Annotated in this window: 24 protein-coding genes; all 24 read left to right on the top strand. The window is 36.0% G+C overall.

Annotated elements, in window-relative coordinates:
* The first annotated feature begins 33 nt into the window (after positions 1–33).
* The 24 genes from IPN41_03085 (at position 34) to IPN41_02970 (ending at position 25,978) form a co-directional block, all read left to right on the top strand.
* Positions 34–1,377 (top strand): hypothetical protein, encoded by a 1,344-nt coding sequence (locus IPN41_03085; protein QQS60087.1) that lies wholly within the window; start codon positions 34–36, stop codon positions 1,375–1,377.
* A 219-nt stretch (positions 1,378–1,596) separates the two neighbouring features.
* Complete coding sequence (locus tag IPN41_03080; GenBank protein ID QQS60086.1) at positions 1,597–1,806, top strand: hypothetical protein; 210 nt, start codon at positions 1,597–1,599, stop codon at positions 1,804–1,806.
* 6 nt (positions 1,807–1,812) lie between these two features.
* Entirely contained in the window at positions 1,813–6,201 is a 4,389-nt protein-coding gene (locus IPN41_03075; protein QQS60085.1) for a hypothetical protein, read from the top strand.
* Between the two features lie 86 nt (positions 6,202–6,287).
* Positions 6,288–7,355, top strand: coding sequence for a hypothetical protein (locus IPN41_03070; GenBank protein ID QQS60084.1), 1,068 nt, complete (start codon positions 6,288–6,290; stop codon positions 7,353–7,355).
* A gap of 72 nt (positions 7,356–7,427) precedes the next feature.
* Positions 7,428–8,492, top strand: a complete 1,065-nt coding sequence (locus tag IPN41_03065) for a hypothetical protein (protein QQS60083.1) — start codon at positions 7,428–7,430, stop codon at positions 8,490–8,492.
* A 29-nt stretch (positions 8,493–8,521) separates the two neighbouring features.
* Complete coding sequence (locus IPN41_03060) at positions 8,522–9,514, top strand: hypothetical protein (protein QQS60082.1); 993 nt, start codon at positions 8,522–8,524, stop codon at positions 9,512–9,514.
* 80 nt (positions 9,515–9,594) lie between these two features.
* Positions 9,595–10,266, top strand: a complete 672-nt coding sequence (locus tag IPN41_03055; protein QQS60081.1) for a hypothetical protein — start codon at positions 9,595–9,597, stop codon at positions 10,264–10,266.
* A complete protein-coding gene (locus IPN41_03050; protein ID QQS60080.1) occupies positions 10,247–11,149 on the top strand; it encodes a hypothetical protein in 903 nt (300 codons plus the stop codon). The genes IPN41_03055 and IPN41_03050 overlap by 20 nt, the downstream gene beginning before the upstream one ends.
* Positions 11,131–12,735, top strand: coding sequence for a hypothetical protein (locus IPN41_03045; GenBank protein QQS60079.1), 1,605 nt, complete (start codon positions 11,131–11,133; stop codon positions 12,733–12,735). Before IPN41_03050 ends, IPN41_03045 begins: the two co-directional genes overlap by 19 nt.
* Before the next feature lie 3 nt (positions 12,736–12,738).
* Positions 12,739–13,305, top strand: coding sequence for a class IV adenylate cyclase (cyaB, locus tag IPN41_03040; GenBank protein ID QQS60078.1), 567 nt, complete (start codon positions 12,739–12,741; stop codon positions 13,303–13,305).
* A gap of 97 nt (positions 13,306–13,402) precedes the next feature.
* Positions 13,403–13,987, top strand: a complete 585-nt coding sequence (locus tag IPN41_03035) for an aquaporin (GenBank protein QQS60077.1) — start codon at positions 13,403–13,405, stop codon at positions 13,985–13,987.
* 125 nt (positions 13,988–14,112) lie between these two features.
* Positions 14,113–14,448 carry a pyrimidine dimer DNA glycosylase gene (locus IPN41_03030; protein QQS60076.1) on the top strand — a complete coding sequence of 112 codons (336 nt, stop codon included), beginning with the start codon at positions 14,113–14,115 and terminating at the stop codon, positions 14,446–14,448.
* 9 nt (positions 14,449–14,457) lie between these two features.
* Entirely contained in the window at positions 14,458–14,880 is a 423-nt protein-coding gene (locus IPN41_03025; GenBank protein ID QQS60075.1) for an EamA family transporter, read from the top strand.
* A gap of 4 nt (positions 14,881–14,884) precedes the next feature.
* On the top strand, positions 14,885–15,577 hold the full coding sequence (locus IPN41_03020) for a class I SAM-dependent methyltransferase (GenBank protein ID QQS60074.1): 693 nt from the start codon (positions 14,885–14,887) through the stop codon (positions 15,575–15,577).
* Positions 15,574–16,380: an endonuclease/exonuclease/phosphatase family protein gene (locus IPN41_03015; protein ID QQS60073.1), complete on the top strand. Its 807-nt coding sequence runs from the start codon at positions 15,574–15,576 to the stop codon at positions 16,378–16,380. The genes IPN41_03020 and IPN41_03015 overlap by 4 nt, the downstream gene beginning before the upstream one ends.
* 7 nt (positions 16,381–16,387) lie before the next feature.
* Entirely contained in the window at positions 16,388–16,984 is a 597-nt protein-coding gene (locus IPN41_03010; protein ID QQS60072.1) for a DedA family protein, read from the top strand.
* Between the two features lie 4 nt (positions 16,985–16,988).
* Positions 16,989–17,696, top strand: coding sequence for a glycosyltransferase (locus IPN41_03005; protein ID QQS60071.1), 708 nt, complete (start codon positions 16,989–16,991; stop codon positions 17,694–17,696).
* A gap of 3 nt (positions 17,697–17,699) precedes the next feature.
* Positions 17,700–18,302 carry an alpha/beta hydrolase gene (locus tag IPN41_03000; protein ID QQS60070.1) on the top strand — a complete coding sequence of 201 codons (603 nt, stop codon included), beginning with the start codon at positions 17,700–17,702 and terminating at the stop codon, positions 18,300–18,302.
* A 5-nt stretch (positions 18,303–18,307) separates the two neighbouring features.
* A complete protein-coding gene (locus IPN41_02995; protein ID QQS60069.1) occupies positions 18,308–18,550 on the top strand; it encodes a GIY-YIG nuclease family protein in 243 nt (80 codons plus the stop codon).
* Between the two features lie 222 nt (positions 18,551–18,772).
* Entirely contained in the window at positions 18,773–19,996 is a 1,224-nt protein-coding gene (locus IPN41_02990) for a hypothetical protein (protein QQS60068.1), read from the top strand.
* A 122-nt stretch (positions 19,997–20,118) separates the two neighbouring features.
* Positions 20,119–21,720: a hypothetical protein gene (locus IPN41_02985; protein ID QQS60067.1), complete on the top strand. Its 1,602-nt coding sequence runs from the start codon at positions 20,119–20,121 to the stop codon at positions 21,718–21,720.
* Between the two features lie 10 nt (positions 21,721–21,730).
* Positions 21,731–23,677: a type IV secretion system DNA-binding domain-containing protein gene (locus tag IPN41_02980; GenBank protein ID QQS60066.1), complete on the top strand. Its 1,947-nt coding sequence runs from the start codon at positions 21,731–21,733 to the stop codon at positions 23,675–23,677.
* A gap of 19 nt (positions 23,678–23,696) precedes the next feature.
* Positions 23,697–24,359 (top strand): DUF1361 domain-containing protein, encoded by a 663-nt coding sequence (locus IPN41_02975; protein ID QQS60065.1) that lies wholly within the window; start codon positions 23,697–23,699, stop codon positions 24,357–24,359.
* A 44-nt stretch (positions 24,360–24,403) separates the two neighbouring features.
* A complete protein-coding gene (locus IPN41_02970; GenBank protein QQS60064.1) occupies positions 24,404–25,978 on the top strand; it encodes a glycosyltransferase family 2 protein in 1,575 nt (524 codons plus the stop codon).
* Positions 25,979–25,985 lie beyond the last annotated feature (7 nt).

Genomic DNA, 25,985 nt, shown 5'->3' with positions numbered 1-25,985 from the left:
ACTCTGGTATATGGTATACTATACTATATACCCATGCCCAAAAAATTTGGTTATTTTTTACATAGAAAAAGTACTAAAATAGTAATTGCCTTTACTATTGTTTTACTTATTATTTACCCGTTTCTTTTTAAAACAAAGAAGTCTTTTGCTGATGAAATTTCGTTATATCCGACAAAGTGTGTGGGGAGCTGGAATAACGCTGATGAAGCCAGCGGTGATCCAGCTGACAATCTTTTGATTGGGGCAGAGTCAGCTGCTGTGGGTGATACTCTTTCCTGTTATTCTTTTGATACTACAAGCCTACCTGAAGATGCTTCGATTACCGATACTCATCTTGAGTTTTTATGGACATCAGGCAATGAAAAAAATAATTTTATAAAACCTTCAATAGAAGAAAGTTATGATCAAATTACCCCAGTGGCTGATGAGGAAGAAATACCTCAAGATAGTGAGATTAAATCTATTGATTCTGAAGTTATACCCCAAAATTCTGAGATTATCCCTCAAATAGAGCAAAATGATCTTAAAGTTTTGCCTGAGGCAGATAATATTGATCCCGTCATTAATGATTCTAAAGTTGAGCCAGATTCAACATCACGTCTCCCTTTTTCAATTCGGTCTCTTTTTATTTCAGAAGTATCGGCAGAAGAGGAACTTACTGCTCCAGTTGAAGCTCCATTAGAAACAGTTGAGGCCAACAATGAAACAAAAACCGATCTTCAAAATGAACAAAATATAGATATCCAAACTGAACAAAAAGATACACAAGCTCAAGAGAATGTAGCACCAGAAGAGGCTTCTAACGAAAATGAAATACCATTGAATGATAGTATTTTGAATGATACTTCTTCTAGCCAGGCTGAAACAAATGCTGAAGGTAATGCTGAAGCGACTAAAGAAATTGTAAATGAGGTTGATACAGGGACTGCTTTATATAGTATTTCTTATGCTGTTTCTGATAAAAAACAACAATCGCTAGGACAGGTAACCCAGGAGCAGTTATCAAAAATATACCCTATTTCCTTAACAGTTGATGATTTAGCCGTCTTAAAAGTATCTTTAACTTCGTTGATGACCTTTGATCAGATAGATAACCTAGCTTTAGAGGGTATTAAGTTGGTGGTTGAATATAGTACAGGGGATTCACTTGATCCAATTAGACAGCCAGATTTATATACTGATAAAATTTTGGATCGTATAACTCTTGATGGGATAGAGGCTATAAGAATTGAACGAGATGATAATAAGAAATATGAGATTTGGTATAGAACAATAGAACCTCAACAATCATCAGAAACTAATCAAAACAATACTGAAGCGATTGTCATTAAAGAAGACACGCAAACTCCTATCGTTACTGAAAGTCCTTTATTATAAACACCAAGTCTTACTAGTGAAGAGTTAATAAGAGGGGATAAAACTATATCGGAAACAGAAAAATTAATTATTGAAAATCCTGATACGGAAAGCACCTCTTTTCCAACAGAGACTGTCAGTCCCGATATTTCTTCAGAGAAAAAAACATCCAAAACACCAGAGAAGAAAAAAAGATATTACTGGAATTTTATAGATGGTGATGATTCGGTTCATAGAGCTATGCCAATTGCTTTACAGGATGGCTATGTTTTTTGGTTAAATAAAAAAGGCACAGTTTTGAACTCATATAATATTCTAACCCAAGGCTATAATTCTCAAATTTATGAGCCAGAAAGTGGTGATAATTTTATTATGTACCGTAGTCCCTCAAGTCAAGAAAAAAAGGCTATTTTAATTCTCTCTGAGAAAAAATTTGTTTTTACTGAATAAGTTATTATGAAAATTCGTTGGCCATATTTACAAAAAATTCTTATTTTTTTCATTATTTTTTCATCCATCATTTCGGGATTTCATATTGAAATAAAAAAAGATAATAACCAAATAAAGATTGAGCCAAAAACGGCCAAGCCAGTAAAAGCAACCTATCAATTTACTCCAACGGGTGGTCAGTTGGTTACAGGTACTGCACAGACTATTGTTTCGGCTACGGCCGCCTCTAATGAAGGGGTGAATACTGGTTCTTGGAAAGGCACAATGGGTGATGATGACTTTCATTGGACAAATGCAAGTACTACAGGTGGCTACGATGTTCAGTTAGTGTTAGGTGCTGTCCAATTGAACGGCGCTAATACAATAATGATTCAAACTGAATTTGATTTAGATGCTACAGCACCTTCAACTTTGGTTCAGATTTGTGATTGGGTTACTTCAACAAGTGTTGATAATGCCGCAGATGCACAATGTACTACCGGTGGTTGGCGAACGATTAATAATACTAAAACTGGGATTACAACAGTGACTCCAACTGCGTATCATTGGCAGATTTATGATGGATATTGGACAAATGGTTCAGATGTGCCAATTTCTACTCCTTTGACTAATTTTATTAATGGTTCAAATGAAGTGCGAATACGATATTATTCAACGACAAATACAACTTCAGTGGTCTCAATTGATTTTCTTAGAGTTTTTGCTGTTATTAACTCAGTATATAGTGCTGCTGATACGACTAATTTAGGTTCAGGTGGGGTTACAGGGGATTACACCAGTACTACGGTTGTAACACAGGGTGCTTCTGATAATACTCGATATGAAGTTGCTGGTACGGCTGGATCTGTGGCTGATATGTATTTTTCATTTAAAAATGTTAAAACTTTTACTGGAATGAATACTATCTTAGTTCGGGCAGAATACTCTTGTTCAGCTGGTGGTATTAATCATCGGCCAAAAATTTACAATTTTAACTCATCTTCTTGGGAAGATTTAACAACAGCTTCTATTGCTTGCTCTGCCACTGACGCTACTTTTATTGGTGCAAAAAATAATGTTACAATTTCTAACTATATTTCAAATGGTGAAATACGAGTGGGCTGGTATGGCTTATCAAATTCTACTATTACCTTACGGTTTGATCAGATATATATTATGGTTGGTTCAACAAATACTGATACAGGGGCTTGTGAAATTACGTTTGGAACTAATAGTGCAAATGATTGTTCTAATACTCGTGATATTGATACTGCGACAACTGCTAATACTTGGAGTATAGCTACTGAAGATGAGTCAAATACTCTTGGGCATGATTTTTATTATAGTGATAGTGATGGTGATGCTAACGTTGAAGAGGCTGCAGCAGCCACAATTGATATGAATATTACCTTGCCAACAAATGCACAAGTAACCGGTATGCTGTATGCTACTCGTCAAATGTCAGGTGTTGCTGGGACAGTAGCTGTTCATCTTCGTAGTTTTGGAAACATATATGCCACAACTGTAGGAGGAGGATTTTTGTATATAGCAACTAGCGGCTCAGCAAGCTTAGCTTATAATGATAACATTGTTAATGGAAGTATGTCTTGGGGTGGGCCAGCCGGAGGGCAATTTAGTGCAATTAGTGATGTGGATACAGTAAATGGAAGATTTCAAGCTCACTTAGGAACTTCGGGTGGTGGCGCAACATCTAATAATTCAGTAAATCAATGGGATTTTTTAATGATGAGTATTCAATGGATTGAGGATGAAAATCGTGCAAATACTTCTTGGCAATTTCAACCAACTGGAGGTCAACTGGTTACAGGTACTGCCCAAAATATTCTAGCAGCCACAGCTGCATCTGATGAAGGTGTTAATACTGGCTCTTGGCGAGGAACAATTGGTAATGAGAATTTTCATTGGCAGATAGCTAGCACCACGAGCGGATATGATGCTCAGCTTGTGTTTGAAGATACGCAACTGAATGGTGCGAATACAATGATGATTTATACGGAATTTGATTTAGACGCCACAGCTCCTGATACTTTGGTGCAGATTTGTGATTGGGTATCAACCACAAGTGTTGATAATGCCGCTGATGCTCAATGCACTGGCGGTGGTTGGCGAACTATTAATAGTCGTAAGGTTGTAATCAATACTGCTACTCCGACTTCATATACCTGGTTTATATATGATGGATATTGGACCGATGGTTCTAATACTACTATTTCAACGCCTTTAACTAATTTTGTAAAAAGTACGAATGAAGTTCGTGTTAGACTGTATTCTACAACAAATACTACTTCAGTAGTTTCAATTGACAATATGACTATAGCACCAGTAGTTAATCCAGTATATTTTGCCGCAGGCCTAACAAACTTAGGGAGTGGATCAATTACCGGAGATTATACAAGCACAATTCCAAGTTCACAGACATATCTTGATGATGTTCGTGTTGAGGTTGCCGGAACAGCTGGCACTGTCCCTGATTTTTATTTTTCTTTTAAGAATGTCAAAACATACACTGGCATGAATTCAATTTATGTTCGATCTGATCATTCTTGTTCATCAGCCTCAGGTTTAACTCATCGACCAAAGATATATAATTTTAACTCAGCTTCTTGGGAAGATCTAACAGCTTCTTCAATTACTTGTGCAACGGCTGATGCAACTCGTATTTTTGTTAAAAATAATGTGACAATTTCTAACTATATATCCAATGGTGAGATTAGGGTTGGTTGGCGAGGATTATCAAATTCAACTACAGCCATACGTTTCGATGCAATTTATGTACTTGTTGGTACAACTAACACAGATACCGGTGATTGTGAAATTTCTTTTGGTACAAACAGTGAAGGTGACTGTTCCCGAACAAGAGATTTTGATTCAACAACAGCGGCCAACGCTTGGAAAATTGCCACTGAAGATGAATCAAACACTTTTGGGCATGATTATTATGCTCTTGATAATGATGGCGATGCAAACGTTGAAGAAGCAGCAGCCTCTCATATTAAATTTGCTGTTACGTTGCCAGCATATTCTGCTATGACAAGTGTCTATACTGCTCAATCAATTATGTCTGGGGCTGCTGGTAATGTTAACATTAGTATTCGTGATTTTTCGGGTATTATTGGTAATACCGGTGGTTATAGTATGATGGGTATTTCTGCGGGTACAACATCTCTTTCTATGTTCGATAATATACAATCTGCTTCCTATCAGGGTTCAATAGGTTCACAAGCTCAAAATTATATTGATACTGTTAACAATAAAATTTCTCTTCGATTGCGTACCGGAACTTCTGGTGCAACCACTAACAATTCAATTAACCAGTGGGATTTTGCCATGATTGCTCCGCAGTGGATTGAAACTAAGCCAGTGTATTCTCAGTCCGCCTTTCGATTCTTTAATAATGCAGATAGCACTGATGTTGGAAGCGCATTGGCCGGGCAAGATGTTAATGCTACTTTAGGAACTACTGGAGCTGATTTTCGCTTACGTATGTTAATACATCTTGATAATGATGATCTCCGCATTTCACAGAAAAATTTTAAATTACAGTATGTTGGAAAGGGATCAGGGACATGTTCCTCTCCTTCTGGGGGAACCCCTTCATCTTATACTGACGTTACAGGTAGTACTTTGATTGCATATAGTGACAATGGTACGCCAACTGACGGGGCGGCCTTAACAACTAATGCTAATGACCCAACTCATGGTAGCGATCTTGTCAGACAACAAACCTATGTCGAAGCTAATAATTTTACCAATTCCCAAAAAATTATTAATTCAGGACAAGACGGTTTGTGGGACTTTTCTTTGATAGATAACTCTTCCCCTGTGAATACCACTTATTGTTTCCGAATCGTTGAATCTGATGGAACGGTTTTTTCAAATTATGTTTATCCTGAAATCACCACTACTCCAGGATTTATATCAATGACTATAGATGATAATACTGTTGGTTTTGGATCACTTAATTCTGGTGCGGCACGATTTGCAACTGGCGATACTCTTGGCTCTGCTTCTGATGTTATAGCTCATTACATAGAAGTTGATTCAAACTTTGCACTTGGGTGGACAGTATACGTAAGGGGTGCAACCCTAGCAAGTGGCTCATATTCTATTGATGCTATTGGAGGCACAGCAACTGCTTCAAGTCCTGGAACTGAACAATTCGGGGTTCGTTATAATACTGGCGGAGGGTTTCAACCATATAATGTATCTTCTCCTTATGATACTGCGTACTTTGCCTATGCAGCTGATGCATTAGTCCAGGACGATATTGGCAGTGCTTCATCATATGGGGGATATGGAAGATATAGTGCTCGGTACCTTGCAAATATCAGTTCAAATACAGAAGCTGGAAACTATTCTACAACTTTAATCTATACAATGGTTGGTGATTTCTAAAGTTTTGACATTATGTATATATTTAATTTTGTAAAAATGGTATAATAAATATTTAAGTATATATAGTTATCTTAATATTGTAGAGCATGAAGTACGTGGTTAAGAAATTAATAAATATAGTCATTATAGTTGTTTTTGTTTGTACAATGACTCCTTTTGTCTTGCCCGCTCAAGCAGCTACTTTTACTAGCATGGAAGACAATCTTACACGTTTACAAACTAGTACCTTAGCTGATCATACTATTAAATTTATTTCTCCAAGCGGTGTTGGTGCTACTGCGAGCTTTACTATAACATTTGATGCAGATTTTACTATGGGGACATTTGCTCTTGCTAATATTGATTTAGCAACTGCTAGTACTTGTAATGGATCATTTTCAGATAGAACTTTAGTCACTGGTCTAGGATTCCCTGTTTCTCCTAATTGGAGGGTTAATCAAGTAGGACAAGATCTTGTTTTTACTAACGATAATAGTGGTGTTTCACCTGGAGAATGTGTAATGGTTGAAATTGGTTCGAATGCAACATTTGGAGCAGCTGGTTCAACTCAAATCACTAATCCATCTGGAGCGCAAACTGCTACCCTGACTATAGCTAGTGTTGGTGATTCAGGAACCCTTGGTATCCCCATAGTAGCTACCGGTGGTGACCAAGTTTCCGTAACCGCAAACGTTGATCCGGTCATTGTTTTTGCTGTAACTGATTCAACTATTGGCTTTGGTTCTCTTTCAGCTTCAGGTGCTCGTTGGGCAACCGGTGATACTCTTGGGAATGGCAGTGAAACATCGGCTCATGATATCACCGCCTCAACTAACGCCACTTCAGGATATACAATTTATGTTCTTGGCTCAACTTTAACAAGTGGAGGAAATACAATTGATGCTATTGGCGGATCGGCTGTAGCTTCTAACCCCGGAACCGAGCAGTTTGGCATAAAAGCCAGTGCTTCTGGAGGAAGTGGGGGAGTAGTCGCTCCATATGCCAGCGCTGATTATGCTTATAATGCCACATCAGCTCAAGATGACATTGCACTATCATCTGTACCTTCGCTTACCACTACCTATAGTATTACCTATATAGCAAACATTTCATCAACAACTCAGCCGGGGAGTTATGGGACAACATTAACCTATACTGCTACAGGCTTATTCTAAAAATAAGGTTCTCTATACACACTTGTATAATAATATGTTATAATTAAATCAATAATCCTAAACTTCAATAATATGAGAAAGTTATATTTTCAAAGAGTAGTTCACATTATCGTAGTTGTAGCATTTATTGCTATGACAGCGCCCTTTGCCTTGCCAGCTCAAGCAGCAACGGTAACAAGTTTTTCCGATAACTTAAGCCGTTTGGCAGTTAGCACCTTAGCTAACCATACAATTCAATTTGTTACCCCTACCGGTATAACTGCCGGTCAAAACTTTACTTTAACCTTTGACGCTGATTTTACAATGGGTTCATTTAACGTAAATAACGTTGATATGGCCACAGCGACAACTTGTGGTGGCGCTTTTTCTGATAAGACGTTATCTGGTTCACCTTCTGGAGCCACATGGGGAGTAGGACAATCAGGCCAAGTTATTACTTTTACTTCAGGAACTGATACGGTTACAGCTACTCATTGTGTTCAAATTGAAATTGGATCAAACGCTACCAGCGGTGGTGCTGGTACGATTCAAATTACCAATCCTTCGGGAGCTCAAACAGCTTCCTTGGCTTTAGGCGGTTCTATTGCTGATTCCGGAACATTGGGTATAGCAATAGTAGCTTCTGGTGGAGATCAAGTAAGTATTACAGCAACGGTTGATCCAACAATTTCTTTTGCTACTACAGACTCAACTATCGGTTATGGAACTTTGAGCTCTTCAGCCGCACGTTGGGCAAACGGGGCAGCCACTGGGTCAGGAACTGAAGTTACGGCTCATGATTTAACAGCTGCCACTAATGCTGCCTCAGGCTATACTATTTATGTACTAGGTGCTACTTTAACAAGTGGTTTGAATACAATTGATGCTATTGGTGGCTCAGCTGTAGCTTCAAGCGTAGGAACAGAGCAATTTGGCTTAAAAGTTAGTGCTTCTGGTGGAAGCGGTGCAGCAGTTGCACCGTACGCCAGTGCTAACTATGCTTATAATGCCACAACCACCCAGGATGATATAGCAAATTCCACTGTCCCTTCAACTACTACTACTTTTAGTATAACCTATATTGGCAACATTACGGCCACGACTGAACCGGGGAGTTATTCTACTACTCTCACCTATACAGCAACTGGCTTGTTCTAAACTAACACTTGCCAGATTGCTTTGATGATATGACTATTAATAATCGTCGTTTGCTCAGTTTTTTTGGTATAAGCGCAGTATTATTTTTGTTGCCATTTTTTTCTTTGCAAGCAATGACAGTATCACCTGTTCGACTTGAACTGTCTGGAGATCCTGGTACATCTGTTGGTGGAAATTTTAAAATATTTAACGACGAAAAAGAATCAAAAACTCTTTATACAGCTTTTGAAAATTTTGAGGCTTCTGGAGAAACCGGAAGCCCAAGTTTTAAGCCAAGTAAAGAAGGTTTAGCAAGTTGGATTACGGCACCAACAAGTATCGAAGTTCCAGCCGGTGAAAGTAAAACTGTAGATTTTGCAATCACGATTCCGGACGGAACAGAACCGGGTGGTTATTTCGCTGCAATTTTTGTTGGTTCAACCCCACCAAATAGTAACCCTAATGAATTAGCAATTGGTAGTAGAATTGGTACCTTGGTTTTATTTAGAGTAAACGGAGATATTATTGAAAATGGCTCACTTTTGGAGTTTGCTACAAAAGATAAAAAGAAATGGCATAATGCTTTGCCAGTAAATTTCTATTATCGTTTTCAAAATTCTGGGGCTGATCGAGTTTTTCCAAAGAGCTCTTTAACGATTAATAACATAATCGGTCAAGATAAAGCTGTTATTGATGCTAACGCAACTGAAGGAAATGTTTTGCCCGGCAGTATTAGACGTTTTGAAGTATGGTGGAAATCAAAAAGTGATACCAGTGTTGTTCCAAAGTCACAACCTTCAGATTTGTCATTTTTAGATTCAATTAAGTATCAATGGAATAATTTTGCCTTTGGCCGTTATACAGCCGACTTACGTATTAACTATGGCAACAAAGGTGATGTTGCTACTGGCAGTTTTGCTTTTTTTGTGTTTCCTTGGCAGTTAATACTAGTTGAAGTTTTGCTATTGTTGATTGGCTTTTTCTTGATAAGATTTATTTTTAGAAGGTATAACCGCTGGATTATTAAGAAGGCTCGATCTTAAATTTTTTTGTGACAAATAAGAGACTGTTATTCGGCGCGACTTTAGTTGCGTCGTTCTGTGTTTTAGCTCTACTTTGGCTGATGTCTTTTTCTTCAGTCAAAGCTTTAACAACTCTCATTTCTGCTCAAGTTAATCCCGATGCTCCTCCAGCCCAGGTTATTATAAATAGTGTTACAGCGACCGTGGTGCCAAATGTCAGTGCTAATGTAACAATTTCTAATGAAGGCCTTACTGGTTATGAATACCAGTATGAGTGGTGTGTTGTGACCACGGCTGGTAATGCCTGTGGCGGGGGAGATGATATCTTTAATGCCGTGGCAGCCAAGTTTCTAGACCCTGACGAGGATTGGAATACTAACCTGGCAGCAATAGTTCCAGTTCCTGGTACCTATATTTTTAAGTTAATTGTGTATTTCGGTAGTGATAGCTCAGAAGCTTCTCAAACTTTTTCCATCTCAGCTGGTGGAGGAGGAGGTGGTGGCGGAGGAGGTGGTGGAGGAAATCCACCTCCAACTATTACTATTACACCGACAATACCGCCAACATCAGTAGTGCCCCCGGACACTGAACGGGTTTGCAAAGGAGCAGATTTTAATGATGACAAAATAGTAAACTCCATAGATTTTTCTATTTTATTAGCTTTTTGGAAAACTAAACCACCATTTAAAAATCCTTGTGTTGATATAAATAAAGATAATAACGTTAACTCAGTAGACTTTTCAATTCTTTTGTATGAATGGACTAAGAAGTAAATTACTTGTTTATTGTTTGATATTAGTAATATTGTTAATCTCTCCAATTAATTCTGAGGCTGCATATGTGTATCCAGTCGCCGGTAATCAGAGTATTGTTGTTGAAGATAAATTTTTAGTAACTATCCGATTTAATACTGAGGGCAAAACTATTAATACGCTTGAAGGTTTAGTTGGTGTCTATTCTTCAGCTGGTCCAGTCTATATTCACGAGTTAAGTGTGGCCGGTTCTGACTTCTCTTTATGGCCAAGTAAGCCTTCTTTGTCAGCTGGAAAAGAAAGTTCATCAATAAGTTTTACTGGAGGTGTTCCAAATGGTATTAATACTGATGATGCCTTAGTTTTTACTATTGCTTTGACGGCAGAAAACCCAGGAGAAATATTTATTGTTCCGGTTTCACTAACTGGTTATCTTAATGATGGTAAAGGTACCCCAGTATCAGTTAATGGAAATCAATTGAAAATGTATATTTACAAAGCCGATAGGCCACCGCATGATGAGTGGCAAGAAGTTGTGCAAAAAGATACTGAGCCACCGTTGCCCTTTTCTATCACTCTTGGTCAAGATAGTTCAGTCTTTGATAATAAAAAATTTATTAGTTTTATGACGACTGACAACGGTTCAGGTATTGATCACTATGAAGTCACTGAAGGCGATCGTAACCCAGTACGTAGTGGCACAACCTATGTATTGCAGGATCAAGAACTTGAACAAAAAATAACCGTTGTGGCCTATGACAAAGCAGGCAATAGTCAATCAGCTACGTTTGTTACGACTTCTCAGAATGTAGGAATGTTTGGTATGATAGTAGTAATAGGAATAATTATAATTTTCATAACTGTATTGATCCTGATTATACGAAAATGGAAAATAAAAAAATAAATATAAAAAATAAGTTTTTTGCTACACTCAGGCGTCCACTTCTGGTGGTTTTAGTTTTTTATTTTATATTTTTCCCAATTCTATCTCAGGCAGCCACAATGTCTGCACAAACCCTAGTTGCCCAAGTTAACCCTGGCAAGAATTTCTCAATTCGAGTTTCAGTTAATACTCAGGGAAAGACGATTAATAATGCAGAAGCAATAATAAATTTTCCAACTGATTTAGTTCAAGTTGTTTCAGTTAGCTCGGGTGGTATTTTTTCTCTTTGGGTTGAACCACCAGCTTTTTCAAATAGTGCCGGGACAATTTCTTTTAATGGTGGAGTCCCAAATCCCGGATTTTCCGGTAGTGGACAAGTTATGACAGCTGTTTTTAAGGCCAAAAAAGCCGGTACAGCAAAGTTTTCTTTATCCGGTACGGCAATTCGTGAGAATGATGGTTTGGGCACCAATATCTTATCTGGACAGAGTGGCAGTTCAATTTTAATTATTGAGGAAAAAAAGCCTGAACCTGAAAAAAAGCCCGAACCATCAGAGAAGCCTGACCAACCATCAATAGAACGAGTCATCATAACTTCTCCAACCCACCCTGATAATAAATTATGGTATAAAGAGCCAAAGGCAGTTTTTAATTGGCGATTACCGTCTGGAGCCACTGCTACTCAAACTTCATTTGACCAAAAATCTGACGGTGCACCAGCCGTTGTCCGTCGTCCCGCGGTTAACACTTTGACGATTGATACATTAACTGATGGAGTATGGTATTTTCACGCTCGTTTTCAAGTAGGAAAAAATTGGTCACCGGTATATACATATAAAATTCAGGTTGATTTAACAGCTCCTGAGAATTTGAATGCCACGATTAAAAATGATACTGAAAATCGATTATCAGCAGTTATGACAGCAACTGATAAAGGTTCGGGTTTAGCTTATTATACAGTTCAAATTGATTCTCAGCTTCCGGTTACAGTCCCAGTTACTGAAAATGAAACTATTGCTTTACTACCCCCATTATCAAAAGGAAAGCATATTTTAACAGTTGTTGCCTTTGATAAAGCCGGAAATAGTACTTCTAAAGTAGTTGATTTTGAAAATGTTGAAGAAGAAAAAATAACAATAACTGATTATGATAAAGAAATAAGAGATAATGATTCAATTAGAGTTGTTGGTTTAGCTCCGGTTGACTCAGTTCTTCGTGTATCTTTATCAACACAAAATGGTTTAATTAGATATTATTATATTAAATCACAAGCTGATGGTAATTTTAATTTTTTGAGTGAGCCGATTGCTGGTGGAGGTAAATATACATTGTGGGTCGAGCGTGAGGTAGTTGATGGTAGTTCAGCATTGTCATCAGATAGAATTGAGATTACAGTCAAAGATTCTTTCTGGGCAAAATTGCGCTTATGGTTTATTAATCTTAAGAACTTGATAACCTGGAGTAATATTATAATTCTTACTTTGTTCTTGCTTGGTCTATATGGTTGGTATAAATATTTTAGACTACGTCGTTATTTGAATCAGGAAACAAAAAATAAAAATTCGCTAAAAACTTTTGATGAAGTAGTTAAGAATATTAAGAAATAATATATGAGAGAAATCGAAATTAAACTTAAGGCAAAAAACTTTGAAAATTTAGAAAAATCCTTGAATGATAAGGGGGTGCTTTTATCAATACCTATTACTCAACATGATGTTATTTATTCTTTGAATAATAGTACAAAAGAGTTTGAATCTGCTGGAGAAAAAGACGTTATTATTCGTCTACGGTATTTAAAAGATAAGACGGTTTTAACCTTAAAAAAACAATGTTCAAGAGAGTTAGATAATTTAGAGTATGAAACAGAAGTTAAAGAACCAGATCAAATGCATAACATATTATCTATATTAGGCTGGACGCCAATTGTTGGAGTAAAAAAAATAAGAAGAAAGGGTAAACTTGGTGAATATGAAATTTGTCTTGATCAAGTCGAAAAGTTAGGGGATTTTGTAGAACTTGAAAAACTTGCAGCTGATGATGTTAATCCAGAACAAATTAGAGAAGAATTGTTTAAAGAACTAGAAACATTAGGACTTTCAAGAAATGATGAGGAGACTAGGGGCTATGATACACAGATGTATCAACTTGGCTTAACCCTCTTGTCATCCCCGATTTAGTTGGGGATCTGAGTTAAGCAGTCTTGCTTTTTTCTATACAGTTTTATCAAGATATTATATAATTATAGATATTATTAACTAATTATTAATTTATTCTATGAATAAATACATTGCTGAGGCCATTGGGACTTTTGCACTAACATTAGTCGTTGGTCTTTCATTAGCCGGTGAATTTCCGGTTTCAACGCCAATTTTGGCAGCTTTAACGCTTGGTTTGTTTGTTTACTCTGTTGGGCATTTATCAGGTACTCACTTAAACCCAGCTGTGACAATTGGGGCCTGGAGTATTAAAAAAATCTCTAATGAAGATGCGATTGCCTATCTTATTGCCCAATTTTTTGGTGCAGCGGCAGCTCTAACCTTAATTTCAACAGTTGCCACCCCAGAAACTTTAACGGTCACAAATGAAATTAAGATAGGTGTTGCGGAAGGTGTTGGAGCCTTGTTCTTTGCCTTTGGTATTGCTTCTGTTGTCTATGGAAAAACTCCAAACCAACTTTCAGGCATAATGGTTGGTGGTTCATTGCTACTTGGTATTGCTTTTGCAGTACTTCTTGGGTCTAATGGACTTATTAATCCAGCTGTAGCAATGGGTGTTAAGTCATTTAATGTAATGTATATTCTTGGACCAATTATTGGTTCTGTAGTTGGTATGCAGGCTTATAAATATCTTCGTGAATAGATTATCCAAAGAAATAGGTAAAGTAGCCGGAGAAATTCGGCTATTTTATTTATATAAAATATTTAATGCTCTGATTGCTAAAAGTTGAGAAAAGACGTATATTTTAAGTATCTTTATTATATTTTATGCGTGTCTGGGATGTTGATGTTACAATTTTATGTCGAAAGCACTTACTTGGTGAACACCGTGAATTGCATGGATTATGGAACATTTTAACCAAGCATGAGGGAAAGGGAGGCTACTCGCAACACCCAGAAACAAAACGCTGGGTAGGGAAACTTAAAGCTTTGTATAACCGACATCAAGCCCTGGTAGAGGAAATGGGACGTCGTGGGTATATACATAATTCACCACTTGAGAAGAGTCTAGCCAAAGGTAAGTCTACCCAAGATCTATTTATTAATACAATTTCAGAACAAAAGAAAATTTTAAAAACTAAACCTTGTGATTGTTTAGTATAATTTATTTTTATGACTTGGATAACCTATGCTTTATTGTCAGCCTTGTTTGCTTCTTTAGTGGCTATATTTGGAAAAATTGGTATCAAAGGAGTTGATAGTAATTTAGCAGTTGCCATACGAACAGTGATTATTGTTATTTTTGCCTGGGGGATTGTTGCCCTGCAAGGAAATGCCGGTGATTTATTTAAGATTTCAAAATATTCATATATATTTATTATCCTTTCGGCCATTGCCACTGGGTTGTCATGGTTATTTTATTACAAGGCCTTACAAATGGGCGAAGCATCACGTGTGGCACCGATTGATAAATTAAGTATTGCTTTGACTATTTTTTTGGCATTTATAGTTTTAGGAGAAAAACCATCTGTGGGTAACATTGTCGGTGGTGTTTTAGTAACTGCTGGTGTTTTAGCAACTGTGTTTATTAAATAATTATATGGCACAGTCAGAGGTATGGGAAAAAGAATACCAACAACCTAAACTCTTAACCAAGAAAGCTGAGCCATTAACAGATTTAAAAAATTTTCTTAAATTTTTACGCAAAAATCAAGGTATTCCTATAGAAAATCTAGTGGTTTTGGATCTCGGTTCAGGTACAGGTCGGAATGCAAATTATATTGCCAAATTTGATAATACTGTCTATGGACTTGAACTTTCTGTAACTGCAGTTGGCCTTGCCCGAACACGAGCTCAGGAAATGGACGTTAAGGCACACTATGAAATTGCTAGTTTCGGAACCCCTTTTTCTTTTAAGGACACATTTTTTGATTTGATTATTGATATTATGTCATCTAATTCCTTAAATGAAGCCGAACGAAAGATATATTTACAAGAAACAAAGCGAGTCTTAAAGCCCGACGGTTATTTTTTTGTCAAAGGATTGTGTAAAGAAGGGGATAAGAACGCAAAAAACTTATTACATGACAACCCAGGTCAAGAACATGATACATATATAAATAAAGACATGGGGTTAACTGAAAGAGTGTTTAGTCGTGAGGATTTTGTTAATGTATATAGTCCATATTTTAAAATATTACGACTAACAAAAAAGACTAATTACACTAAATTCAAAGGCCAATCATATAAAAGAAATTATTGGTTAGCTTATATGCAAAATACTGGTGTATGAAACAAGATGATTTAACTATTCTTAGCTATAATATTTGGAATCTACCCTTCTTTACACCTCGTGGTAGTTTTAAACGAATGAAAAATATTGCAAATTTTCTTAAAAATGTTTCAACTGATATTATATGTTTGCAAGAAGTCTGGAGTTTAAAAACTAAGTCTTTATTTTCTAATGTTTTACAAGATACCTATCACATATATTCAGATGGTTCAAAGACAAGACTACATAGAAAATGGTTAGATTTTTCCAGCCGACAAGGTGGTTTATTAACTCTGTCAAAATTTCCAATTATTTCTGAAAAATTTGTTAGATTCGGTATTTCCGGACGTTTTTGGACTGAATGGATGGGGGACAAAGGTTTTCTTGAGACATTTGTAAAAACTCCGTGGGGAATTTTACGAGTAATTAATACACATCTGCATCAACCTTTAGCCTCAATTCGTTTTGAGCAAATAAAAAAGTTATTTTCTTATGTAAGCCAAGATCAGGAAACTCCAACAGTTTTAGCGGGAGATTTTAATCAAGATCAAATAATGACTGATGAATCATTTACAAGTGTTATTACTAATACAAATTTCATTCACCCTGGTATTTTTTCTGCTGAATCTAAGCATACATATCGTCTTGATAATCCACTAACACAAACGTGGATAAATCGACTAAAAGAATCAGGTCACCTGGATTATATATTTACTAGATTTTTAGAAAAATTTAATTTACAGGTGGATCAATATACACCGGTTCATTTACCGAATCCTTTATCTGATCATGATCCAGTTTTTCTAAAGCTTGTGAATAAATAACATTAATATGCCTCCAGAGCTAGCAAATTACATTATTGAATACGGATATATCACTATTTTTGGTTTAGTCTTCTTACAAGAATTAGGTGTACCAAATCCGATACCTAATGAACTAATTTTATTATTTGCAGGTTATCTTGCTTCAATAGGCACCTTGGATTTTTATTGGATTGTGATTACGGCAGTATCAGCAGATTTTATTGGCACAACTATCATCTATTCAGTTTTTTATTATTTTGGTGAGAGGATAATGAAGCATTTCAAACGTTTCTTGCCTAGCAAAAAGATAGATTCATTAATAGACTTTCTTTCTCATAAAGGGCGGTGGGGAATATACGTTGGACGATTACTGCCCATACTTCGAGGGTATGCCTCAGTCGCCGCCGGGTTACTGCGTCTGCCACCCCGTGAGTTTATTCCAGCCGTATTATTATCAGCTCTAACCTGGAGTGGTGGATATGTGATTCTGGGCTGGATTCTTGGACCAAAATGGGAAATAGTCTCAGATTATTTAGGGTTTGGGAATACTGTTATAATTTTACTTGCCATTATTGTTGCATATATTATAGGTATCAAGATATATGGTAGAATAAAGAAAGCATAAATCTATGAAATTTTCAGTGGTAATTCCAGCGTTGAATGAAGCTAAGCAAATTCAGCGAACAATTAAATTCATTTCCGAGCAGTCAATAAGTAGAAAAGACTATGAGATTGTTGTAGTTGATAGTAAATCAACTGACGCAACTGCGAAATTGGCCAGAGAAGCAGGTGCTGATATTGTCATTTCTGAAAAACTAAAAGGCACAAATTTTGCCAGGCAAAGAGGTGTTGAAGTATCTCATGGAGAAATAGTGGCCTTTCTTGATGCTGATTGCCATCCAGGAAAAGATTGGTTGGCTCGCATTGAGTATAATTTACGTCATCCTGGAGTGGCAGCGGTTTCTGGACCGTATGATTATGGCTTTACTGGTCTGAATAAATTTTTTGCAAATATTTTTTATAATATTCTTTTTCCATTACTGCCAGATGTTTTATACTTAATATTTGGGCGCAAAGCAGGGATAATGATTGGCGGAAATTTTGGAGCTTGGCGAAGTGCGATTAATAAAATTGGTGGCTTGCCTCCGTTGGCTTTTTGGGGTGATGATGGTGCCACGGCTATGCTCTTTAGTCGTCGTGTTGGTAAAGTAGTCTTTGATACAAAATTAATCGTCAAAAGTTCGCCACGTCGATTTGAAAAGGAAGGAATGCTTAAACTCCAAGCCAAGTATTCCAAAGCTTATTTTAATGTTTATTTTAGTAAGGATTACGAATAACCTATGAAAAAACAGCTTGTAGTTATTCATGGAGGCGATACATTTGATAGTTATGAAGACTATCTTACTTTTTTAAATGCCTTTGAAGTAGATAAAGAAAGTCTATTTTTAAAAGGCTGGAAAAGTTCTTTGCAAGCTGAATTAGGAGAGGAATATGAAGTTCTGCTCTTGCAAATGCCTAATAAGTTTAATGCTAAATATTTAGAATGGAAAATTTGGTTTGAAAAATATATACCTTTCATTAATCAAGAGCTTATATTGGTTGGACATTCGTTGGGAGGGATATTTTTAGCTAAATACTTAGCTGAAAATACTTTAGCAAAAACTGTCTCGGCTGTCTTTTTGATTGCTGCGCCCTTTGATAATGTTGATACCTATTCTTTGGCTGACTTTAGGCTCCCTTCTTCATTAGAATTAATTGAAAAGCAGGTTGAGCATATTTTTATATTTCAAAGTGAAGATGATCCTGTTGTACCTTTCTCAGAACTTGCAAAGTATCAAGCAGGGCTTCCATCTGCCCAAGCCAGGGTTTTTACAGATAAAGGCCACTTTAATCAAGAAACTTTTCCAGAGTTGGTTGATGAAATTTTGAAGTTAGGTAGTTGATAATTATGTACTTTGTTTATATAGTACAATGCACAGATGGAAGCTTATACACCGGAATTACTACAGACGTCGAAAGACGTTTTTTAGAACACCAAGAGGGGAAAGGAGGCCACTATACCCGCTCTCACAAAGTTAAAAAAATTGTCTATACTGAAAAAGTAAAAACAAGAAGTAGTGCTTTGAAGAGGGAGGCAGAAATAAAACGATTATCATTAATAAGTAAACAAAAATTAGCTAATTCTCTTTAAGAGTGACCCTTTCAATTAAAAAGCTATTACTATCTAAAACACTTTTTTAAATATTTTTTATTTAATATTAGCTAAAAAATAGCGTATATAGGTGAAATGTGCTGTCTGTTGACTATTTTAATATTTTATGCTATACTTTAAAACATCTTTAAATAAATGAAAAAACCTCAGATATTCTGCTAATTGATGCAATAAGATTGTATTTGGGTATTTTTACTATATATGTCAACTAATTCAATCCTAGACACTATTATGAGCCAGGTGCAGGCCGAGAAAATCGGTCGTCTTGATGTAATTGAAATGATTGAAAAATTATTTGTTAATTTAAATGAACGCGAACAAGATATTCTAAAACGTCGTTTTGGTTTAAGTCAGTCAAAGAAAGCCACCCTTGAAGAAATTGGCCAAACTCATCATTTAACACGTGAACGTATTCGTCAAATTGAAACTGGTAGTATTAATAAAATTAAGAAGCTTGAACAAATTGGTGAAGTAGTCAGTGATTTACGAACGCTTGTGAACCAGTTACTTGAAGATCATGGTGGGACAATGGATAAAGACTATCTTTTTGATATTCTTTTAGCGTTAGCTCTTGATTCAACTCAAACTAATAATACTGAGACTAAGGTCTATAAAAACCACTTTAACTTCATCCTTGGAAAGATACTTGATGGTGACTTTAAAGAAATCAATGATTCAAAATATTTCAACCCTCTTTTAAGTCAACATTTTCAGGAATTTGAACATCTTGAGGAAATTGCCGAGGATTTATTACAGTATATCAAAACAGCAAAGCGATTATTTTTAACTACCGAGTTGTTAGAAACAGTCAGTAATTTAGATTCGTTTAAGAAGCATAAGGAAAAGATGTCCCCAGAAAATAAACAAAGCCTTGATTTATCCAAAACCCTAACAAGTATTCTACCGGGTAATGACGCTGAATCAGCTAATAATTTCAAGTCATTATATGCACTGCTTCGATCTATTGCCGATATTGAACAAAATAAATTTGGTGATTGGGGCCATACTGATCGACGTGATGTTAAACCAAAAACTATTAATGACAAGATTTACCTAGTATTGAAAAATAATGGCAAGCCAATGCATTACCAAGATATTGGTAAAACTATTAATGAAACTGGTTTTGATAAAAAAACAGTCAATACAGCAACGGTTCATAATGAATTAATTCTTGATGATAAGTATATTTTAGTCGGCCGAGGCTTGTATGCCTTAAAAGAGTGGGGATTTTCAAAAGGTACAGTAGCTGATATTATTGCCACAATTCTTGAAGAAGCCGGTCAACCATTAACCAAAAAAGATATTACAGAAAAGGTTATGGAACAACGAATGGTAAAGAAAACTACTATTGATTTAGCCCTAATGAATAAAAAACGTTTTCAACGTGTCGCTGGTGGAAAATATGCGCTTGTAAGTAATATTTAAATTTTATTGCTAAAAGACAGTTTGATAGTTAGGATATTTTGTCTCAAGTAGAAAAGTATAATAACTAAAAGACTGTTTTTTTGCTTTCAGTAGCAAAAATGTGTTAAAATAAAAATAAAGTTATGACAATATCTCTTGATTTTAGTGGAATCCAAGAGCTACTTTCTTTACCAATGGAAGTAGCTTTATGGCGTGTATTTTTTTGGTATTTTGGCTGGTTACCAATCGCAATTGTTATGCTTTGGGGACTTTTGCAGTATTGGCTATTTGAACGTCGAGGAGCTTGGGAACATAAGCAAAAATTTATATTATTAGCCATTGATGTTCCTCGTAATAATACTCAATCATTAATGGCCGTTGAGAACATGATTACCTACTTCGCTGGTGGTCATGGTTCTTTTTCGTTAATTGAAAAGTGGTGGGACGGAAAATTTCAGTTGGGTTTTAGTTTAGAGATTATTTCTATTGGAGGCTATATTCAGTTTTTAATTCATACTCCAGCTCATTTTCGTAATTTTGTTGAAACAGGAGTGTATTCGCAATATCCTGATGCTGAAATATACGAAGTAGAGGATTATACGAAAATAGCTCCAAATGTTTTCCCGGATGAAGATTATGATATTTGGGGTTCTGAAATTGTTCAGGTAACAAATCAAGCCTTGCCAATAAAAACCTATCCGCAGTTTGAGCATGATTTCGGTGAAAAAGAAACTAAGTTTCGTGATCCAATGACTTCATTAATGGATCTTATGAGTAGCTTGCGAAAAGGAGAACAACTTTGGTATCAGATTATTTTAGTCCCAACGGGAACTGCTTGGACTAAAGAAGCCAAGGAATTTATTGATGAAAAGTTAGGTAGAAGCAAGCATGTTTCAAAAAGTAATGAACTGGTAGATAGATTTATACAATGGTTAGGCGATTTTAGTGAAGTTGTATATAAACTCTGGGGTGATGTTGATGATAAAAAAAGTGAAAAATCAAAAGCTTTAAGTTTTATGGAAATGGATCCAATGCAGAAAGCTCAGATTGAAGCTGTCCATAAAAAAATGATTAAGATGGGTTTTGAAGTTTGTATTCGAATGATATATTTAAGTCGTAAGGAGGTAATGAATAAACCAAAGGTAGTTAATGGTTTTGTTGGATATATAAAACAATTTAATACAAATGATCTTAATGCTCTTAAACCTGATACAAAAATGACAATGACTTCGGCAAGTTATTTCTTTACCAAGAGTCGTATCAATCAGAAAAAAAATAGTATTATGCGTGGGTATAAATCTCGTAGTGAAATGATTGGTCGTGCACCTTGGATTTTAAACGTGGAAGAATTAGCAACCTTGTGGCATTTCCCATTAGATGCAGTGACAAAAGCTCCATTAATTCAGCGCTCTCAGGGTCGAAGAATAGAGCCTCCAATGTCTCTTCCTTTTGAGGAAAGTCGAAAGCAAGTTGGTCACCTTGATCCGATTTTTGATCCAGGCTTTAAAATTGTCGACGATAATGAACTTTCTGATAAGTCTAATGATATTCATGAAGAAAAATCGACTACTGCTAAACCAAATTCTGGTCGACCTGGTTTTTTTGATGATGATGAAACCGAAGTAACAGAAGCAGTAGAAGAAAAGTCTATTGAAGAAATTAGTCCAGAGCCAGTTGATAATTCTCATGAGACCAAAACGCCAAAACAACCTGGTGTAGTGCCTGATAATTTACCTTTTGGATAAATTTTACCATATGTCAGATTTAGCGCTATTTGCGGAAACAACTTATAGAAATCAACATCGACGTTTTGGGATCAAAACTGACGATCGTCGTCGTCATATGTATTTGATTGGAAAAACTGGTATGGGTAAGTCAACGATTTTAGAGAATATGATCATTGATGATATTCGGGCTGGGCGGGGAGTGGCCGTTGTTGATCCTCATGGCGACTTGGCAGAAAAAGTTATTCAATATATTCCCTCAAACCGTATTAATGATGTTATCTATTTTAATCCGGCAGATGTAAATTATCCGATTGCTTTTAACGTTGTTGAACAAGTTGCTCCTCATCTACGACACTTGGTAGCCTCTGGTTTAATTGGAGTATTTCAAAAATTGTGGGCAGATTCTTGGGGACCTCGTTTGGAATATATTTTACGTAACAGTATCTTAGCAATTTTGGATTACCCAAATTCAACTTTATTGGCTGTTACACGAATGTTGTCTGATAAGTCATTTAGAAAAAAAGTTATTGATAATATTCAAGATCCGGTTGTTAAATCTTTTTGGACAAAAGAATTTGCTGGTTATGCAGATAAATTTGCGGCTGAGGCAGTGTCTCCAATTCAAAATAAAGTTGGACAATTCTTATCAAGTTCTTTAATCCGAAATATTGTTGGCCAAACAAACTCATCAATTGATTTGCGCGAGGTTATGGACGAAGGAAAAATTTTAATCATGAACCTCAGTAAGGGTCGGATTGGTGAAGATAATTCAGAGTTACTTGGTTCAATGGTTATTACAAAAATTCAATTAGCAGCCATGAGTCGAGTTAATGTTCACGAAGAGGAGCGACGGGATTTTTATCTATATGTTGACGAGTTTCAGAATTTTGCTACAGATAGTTTTGCCAACATTCTTTCAGAAGCCCGTAAGTATCGCCTTAATTTAATAATGGGTCATCAATATATTGAGCAGCTTAGTGATAAAGTTAAAGCAGCTGTTTTTGGAAACGTTGGAACACTGGTAGTATTTCGAATTGGGGCTACTGATGCTGAAGAATTAGTTAAAGAATTTACTCCAGTGTTTACTGAAGAAGATTTAGTCAATCTTCCAAAATATAGTATTTGTTTAAAATTAATGATTGATGGTGTGGCTTCAGATCCATTTTCAGCCCGTGGTTTAGCCCCTTTAAAAGATTCTGAACGAACACAAAATGAAGAAAAGGTTATTAGAAATACCCGTGAACGTTATTCTGCACCTCGAGAAGAAGTAGAAGAAAAGATTATGCGCTGGCATGCCGAAGAAGAAACTCCACGCATTACTGTTAGTAAAAATCAGCCATCTGAATCAATACAACCAATTAAACCTACCTCAGCTGTTAAGCCTATGTCGCAGCCGATTTCTCAAAAAATTAATTCAGAACCTATTAATCAAGTAAGAGAAGTTTCACAAAATCCAAGTCCTCAACCACAAGCTATGCCAATACTTGATCCTTCTGTGTACAAGTACGAGGCGATATGTTCTCGTTGTCAAAAAACTACTCGTGTTCCTTTTAAACCAGATGGAGTTCGCCCAATATTTTGTAAGGAATGCTTAACAATTTTACGACAAGAAAAAGAACTATCAACAAATCAGAGGAAAGCTTTAAAACAGAAAGAAATTGAGCAATTATCTAAACGACCAATTTACTCTGCTTCTTTCACAAAACCCCAAGTATCACCTCAAGAAATTAATAAGCCAATTTTTGAACCAGTGGCTCCTGTGGAGCAATCATCTCCTCGTCCTTTATCACTTAGTGAATTATCAGCTGAAGTTCCAAGTGATTTTCATGGTAATAAAATTAATCAAACTATTCTGCAACCTACTATTGAAAAAACTCACGACGCTGTTTTAAATAACGATATCAGCTCACCCAGAGAACAACATAATCATACTCACGGCTCATTACAACCTGGTCAATCAGTTCGATTCAATTAGTATCTAGAAATAATATTTTATGTCTCGATTTATAAATAACTCTTTGTATCGTCCTGAAGTATTTTTAAATAAATTGCCATTCTGGGAAACACAAATAAACGGTTATCCTATTTCTGTTATTGCTTGGAATTTCTTTTTGGCAGCTTTGGCAGTATTGATAACCTATTGGTTAGTAAATTTTATTCGTTTAAAACAGAAAAATTATCTTGTAATTATTTTGTTAAGTGTTGCTTGGATATTACTGGCTCCAAATACAGCCTACATATTAACCGATGCCCGTCATATTATTGGTTTCTGTCCAAGTTATGAATTTGGAAATGTTTGTGCCAGTAATGCCTGGATGGTTATTTTCTTTTTTGCTTTTGCAGCTGTAGGCTGGCCGACTTTTGTTTGGACTATTCGCCCAATTCGATCGGTAATCCATGAATTGTATGGGATCGTAGCTAGTTGGATTTTTATTTTGGGCATTATTCCGGTTATGGCTCTTGGAGTTTTGATTGGATTGATTAATCGATGGAATAGTTGGGAAATTTTTACAGACCCCTTAGCAATTTTTTATACAATTTTTACCTATATCATTGATTTGACCTATCTATCAAATTGGCTTATTATAAGCGTCTTGTTTTATATTTTATATTTTTCTGGTGAAAAATTATTTGTTCGTTTTAAATGGGAAAAATAAAGTTTTAAGAAAAGTGCTATACATCTAATTTTTTGGTTATTTACATGAATTATTTTAAAGTAAGTAAAGCCACTGATTTAACAGGTAAAGACAAAAAAATATATCGTTTTTTGGAGATATTACCGGGGGCATTGGCATGGGGCACAATTATCGGATTGATTATATTTTCCTACTTTGAACCAGTGGGCAGTGCTTTTTTTATAATTTTATTTAATATTTATTGGCTAATTTTAGTTTTGTTTTTAGGGACTCATCTTCTAATTTCCTTTCGATTGATGCGTAAGTATATGAAAATTGACTGGAAGCTACGTTGTGAAGCTTTAGAAGTAAAAAATATTGTAGTTCCTCATAGTGGAGAAACACGCTCTGTCTCATGGAGAGATTTTTATCATATTATTATTATTCCAAACTATAGAGAAAGTTTAACCGTACTTCGTTCTACACTTAATGGTTTAGTGAACTCTGATTATCCTCATGATAGACTAATTGTGGTTTTGGCAACTGAAGGGAGAGAGGGGGAGGAAGGTAAGCAGCGATCTCAAATTATTACTAAAGAATATGCACATTTATTTGGTAGATTTTTAGTAACAGTTCATCCTGATGATATTGTTGGGGAGCTAAAAGGCAAAGGCGCCAATCAAGCCTGGGCAGCAGCGGAACTAAAACATTTAATTATTGATAAGGAAAATTTTGACTATGATTTACTGTTAGTGAGTGTATTTGATGCAGATACAATTATTTACCCCGGTTATTTTTATTGTTTAATGTATCATTTCCTGACTGTTGAAAATCCATATCGTGCGAGCTTTCAACCAGTTCCTGTCTACCATAATAATTTATGGGAAGCGCCATTTTTTGCTCGTGTGGCTGCATTTTCAAATACCTTCTGGCAGATGATGCAGCAGTTACGTCCAGAAAAACTAGCAACATATTCATCTCATTCAATGACCTGGCGCGCCTTAGTTGATATTGGCTTTTGGTCAACAAATATGGTTAGTGAGGATTCACGAATTTTTTGGCATTGTTTCTGTTATTATAAAGGTGATTATCGAGTTGAACCTTTATATTTCCCGGTTTCTATGGATATTTGTATGGATAAGGGGATTATTAAAACCAGCAGTAACTTATATCGCCAGCAACGTCGTTGGGGCTGGGGAGTAGAGAATATTCCTTATTTACTGTTCAATACTTTTAAGCAATGGAAAACTTTACCAAAGGAAGCGAAGAAGCGATATATCAATCATATTATTGTTCAATTATATGGTTTTCATTCTTGGGCAACTAATGCTTTAATTACCTCAGTATTGGGATGGTTGCCGTTGTTGTTAGGCGGTGATCGTTTTAATTCAACAGTTCTTTCTAATAATTTACCAACAGTTACGAAGTTTTTTATGACCTTAGCTATGGTTGGTATGGTGATTTCGGCAATTATCTCTGTTCTTATTCTGCCCCAAGACCATAAAGGTGGTATAAAAAAATATGTGATAATGTTAGTGCAATGGTTATTCTTGCCCGTAGTAATTATTGTTTTTGGTGCTATCCCGGGATTAGAAGCTCAAACACGTTTGATGCTTGGAAAATATATGGGTTTTTGGGTAACACCAAAACATCGGGAGTAGATTAATT

It is taken from the genome of Candidatus Falkowbacteria bacterium, from assembly GCA_016699775.1.
In the GTDB taxonomy this organism is placed as follows: domain Bacteria; phylum Patescibacteriota; class Patescibacteriia; order Patescibacteriales; family Patescibacteriaceae; genus Patescibacterium; species Patescibacterium danicum.
Note: the sequence above shows the minus strand (reverse complement) of the source record. Positions and strands in the feature narration are given on the sequence as shown.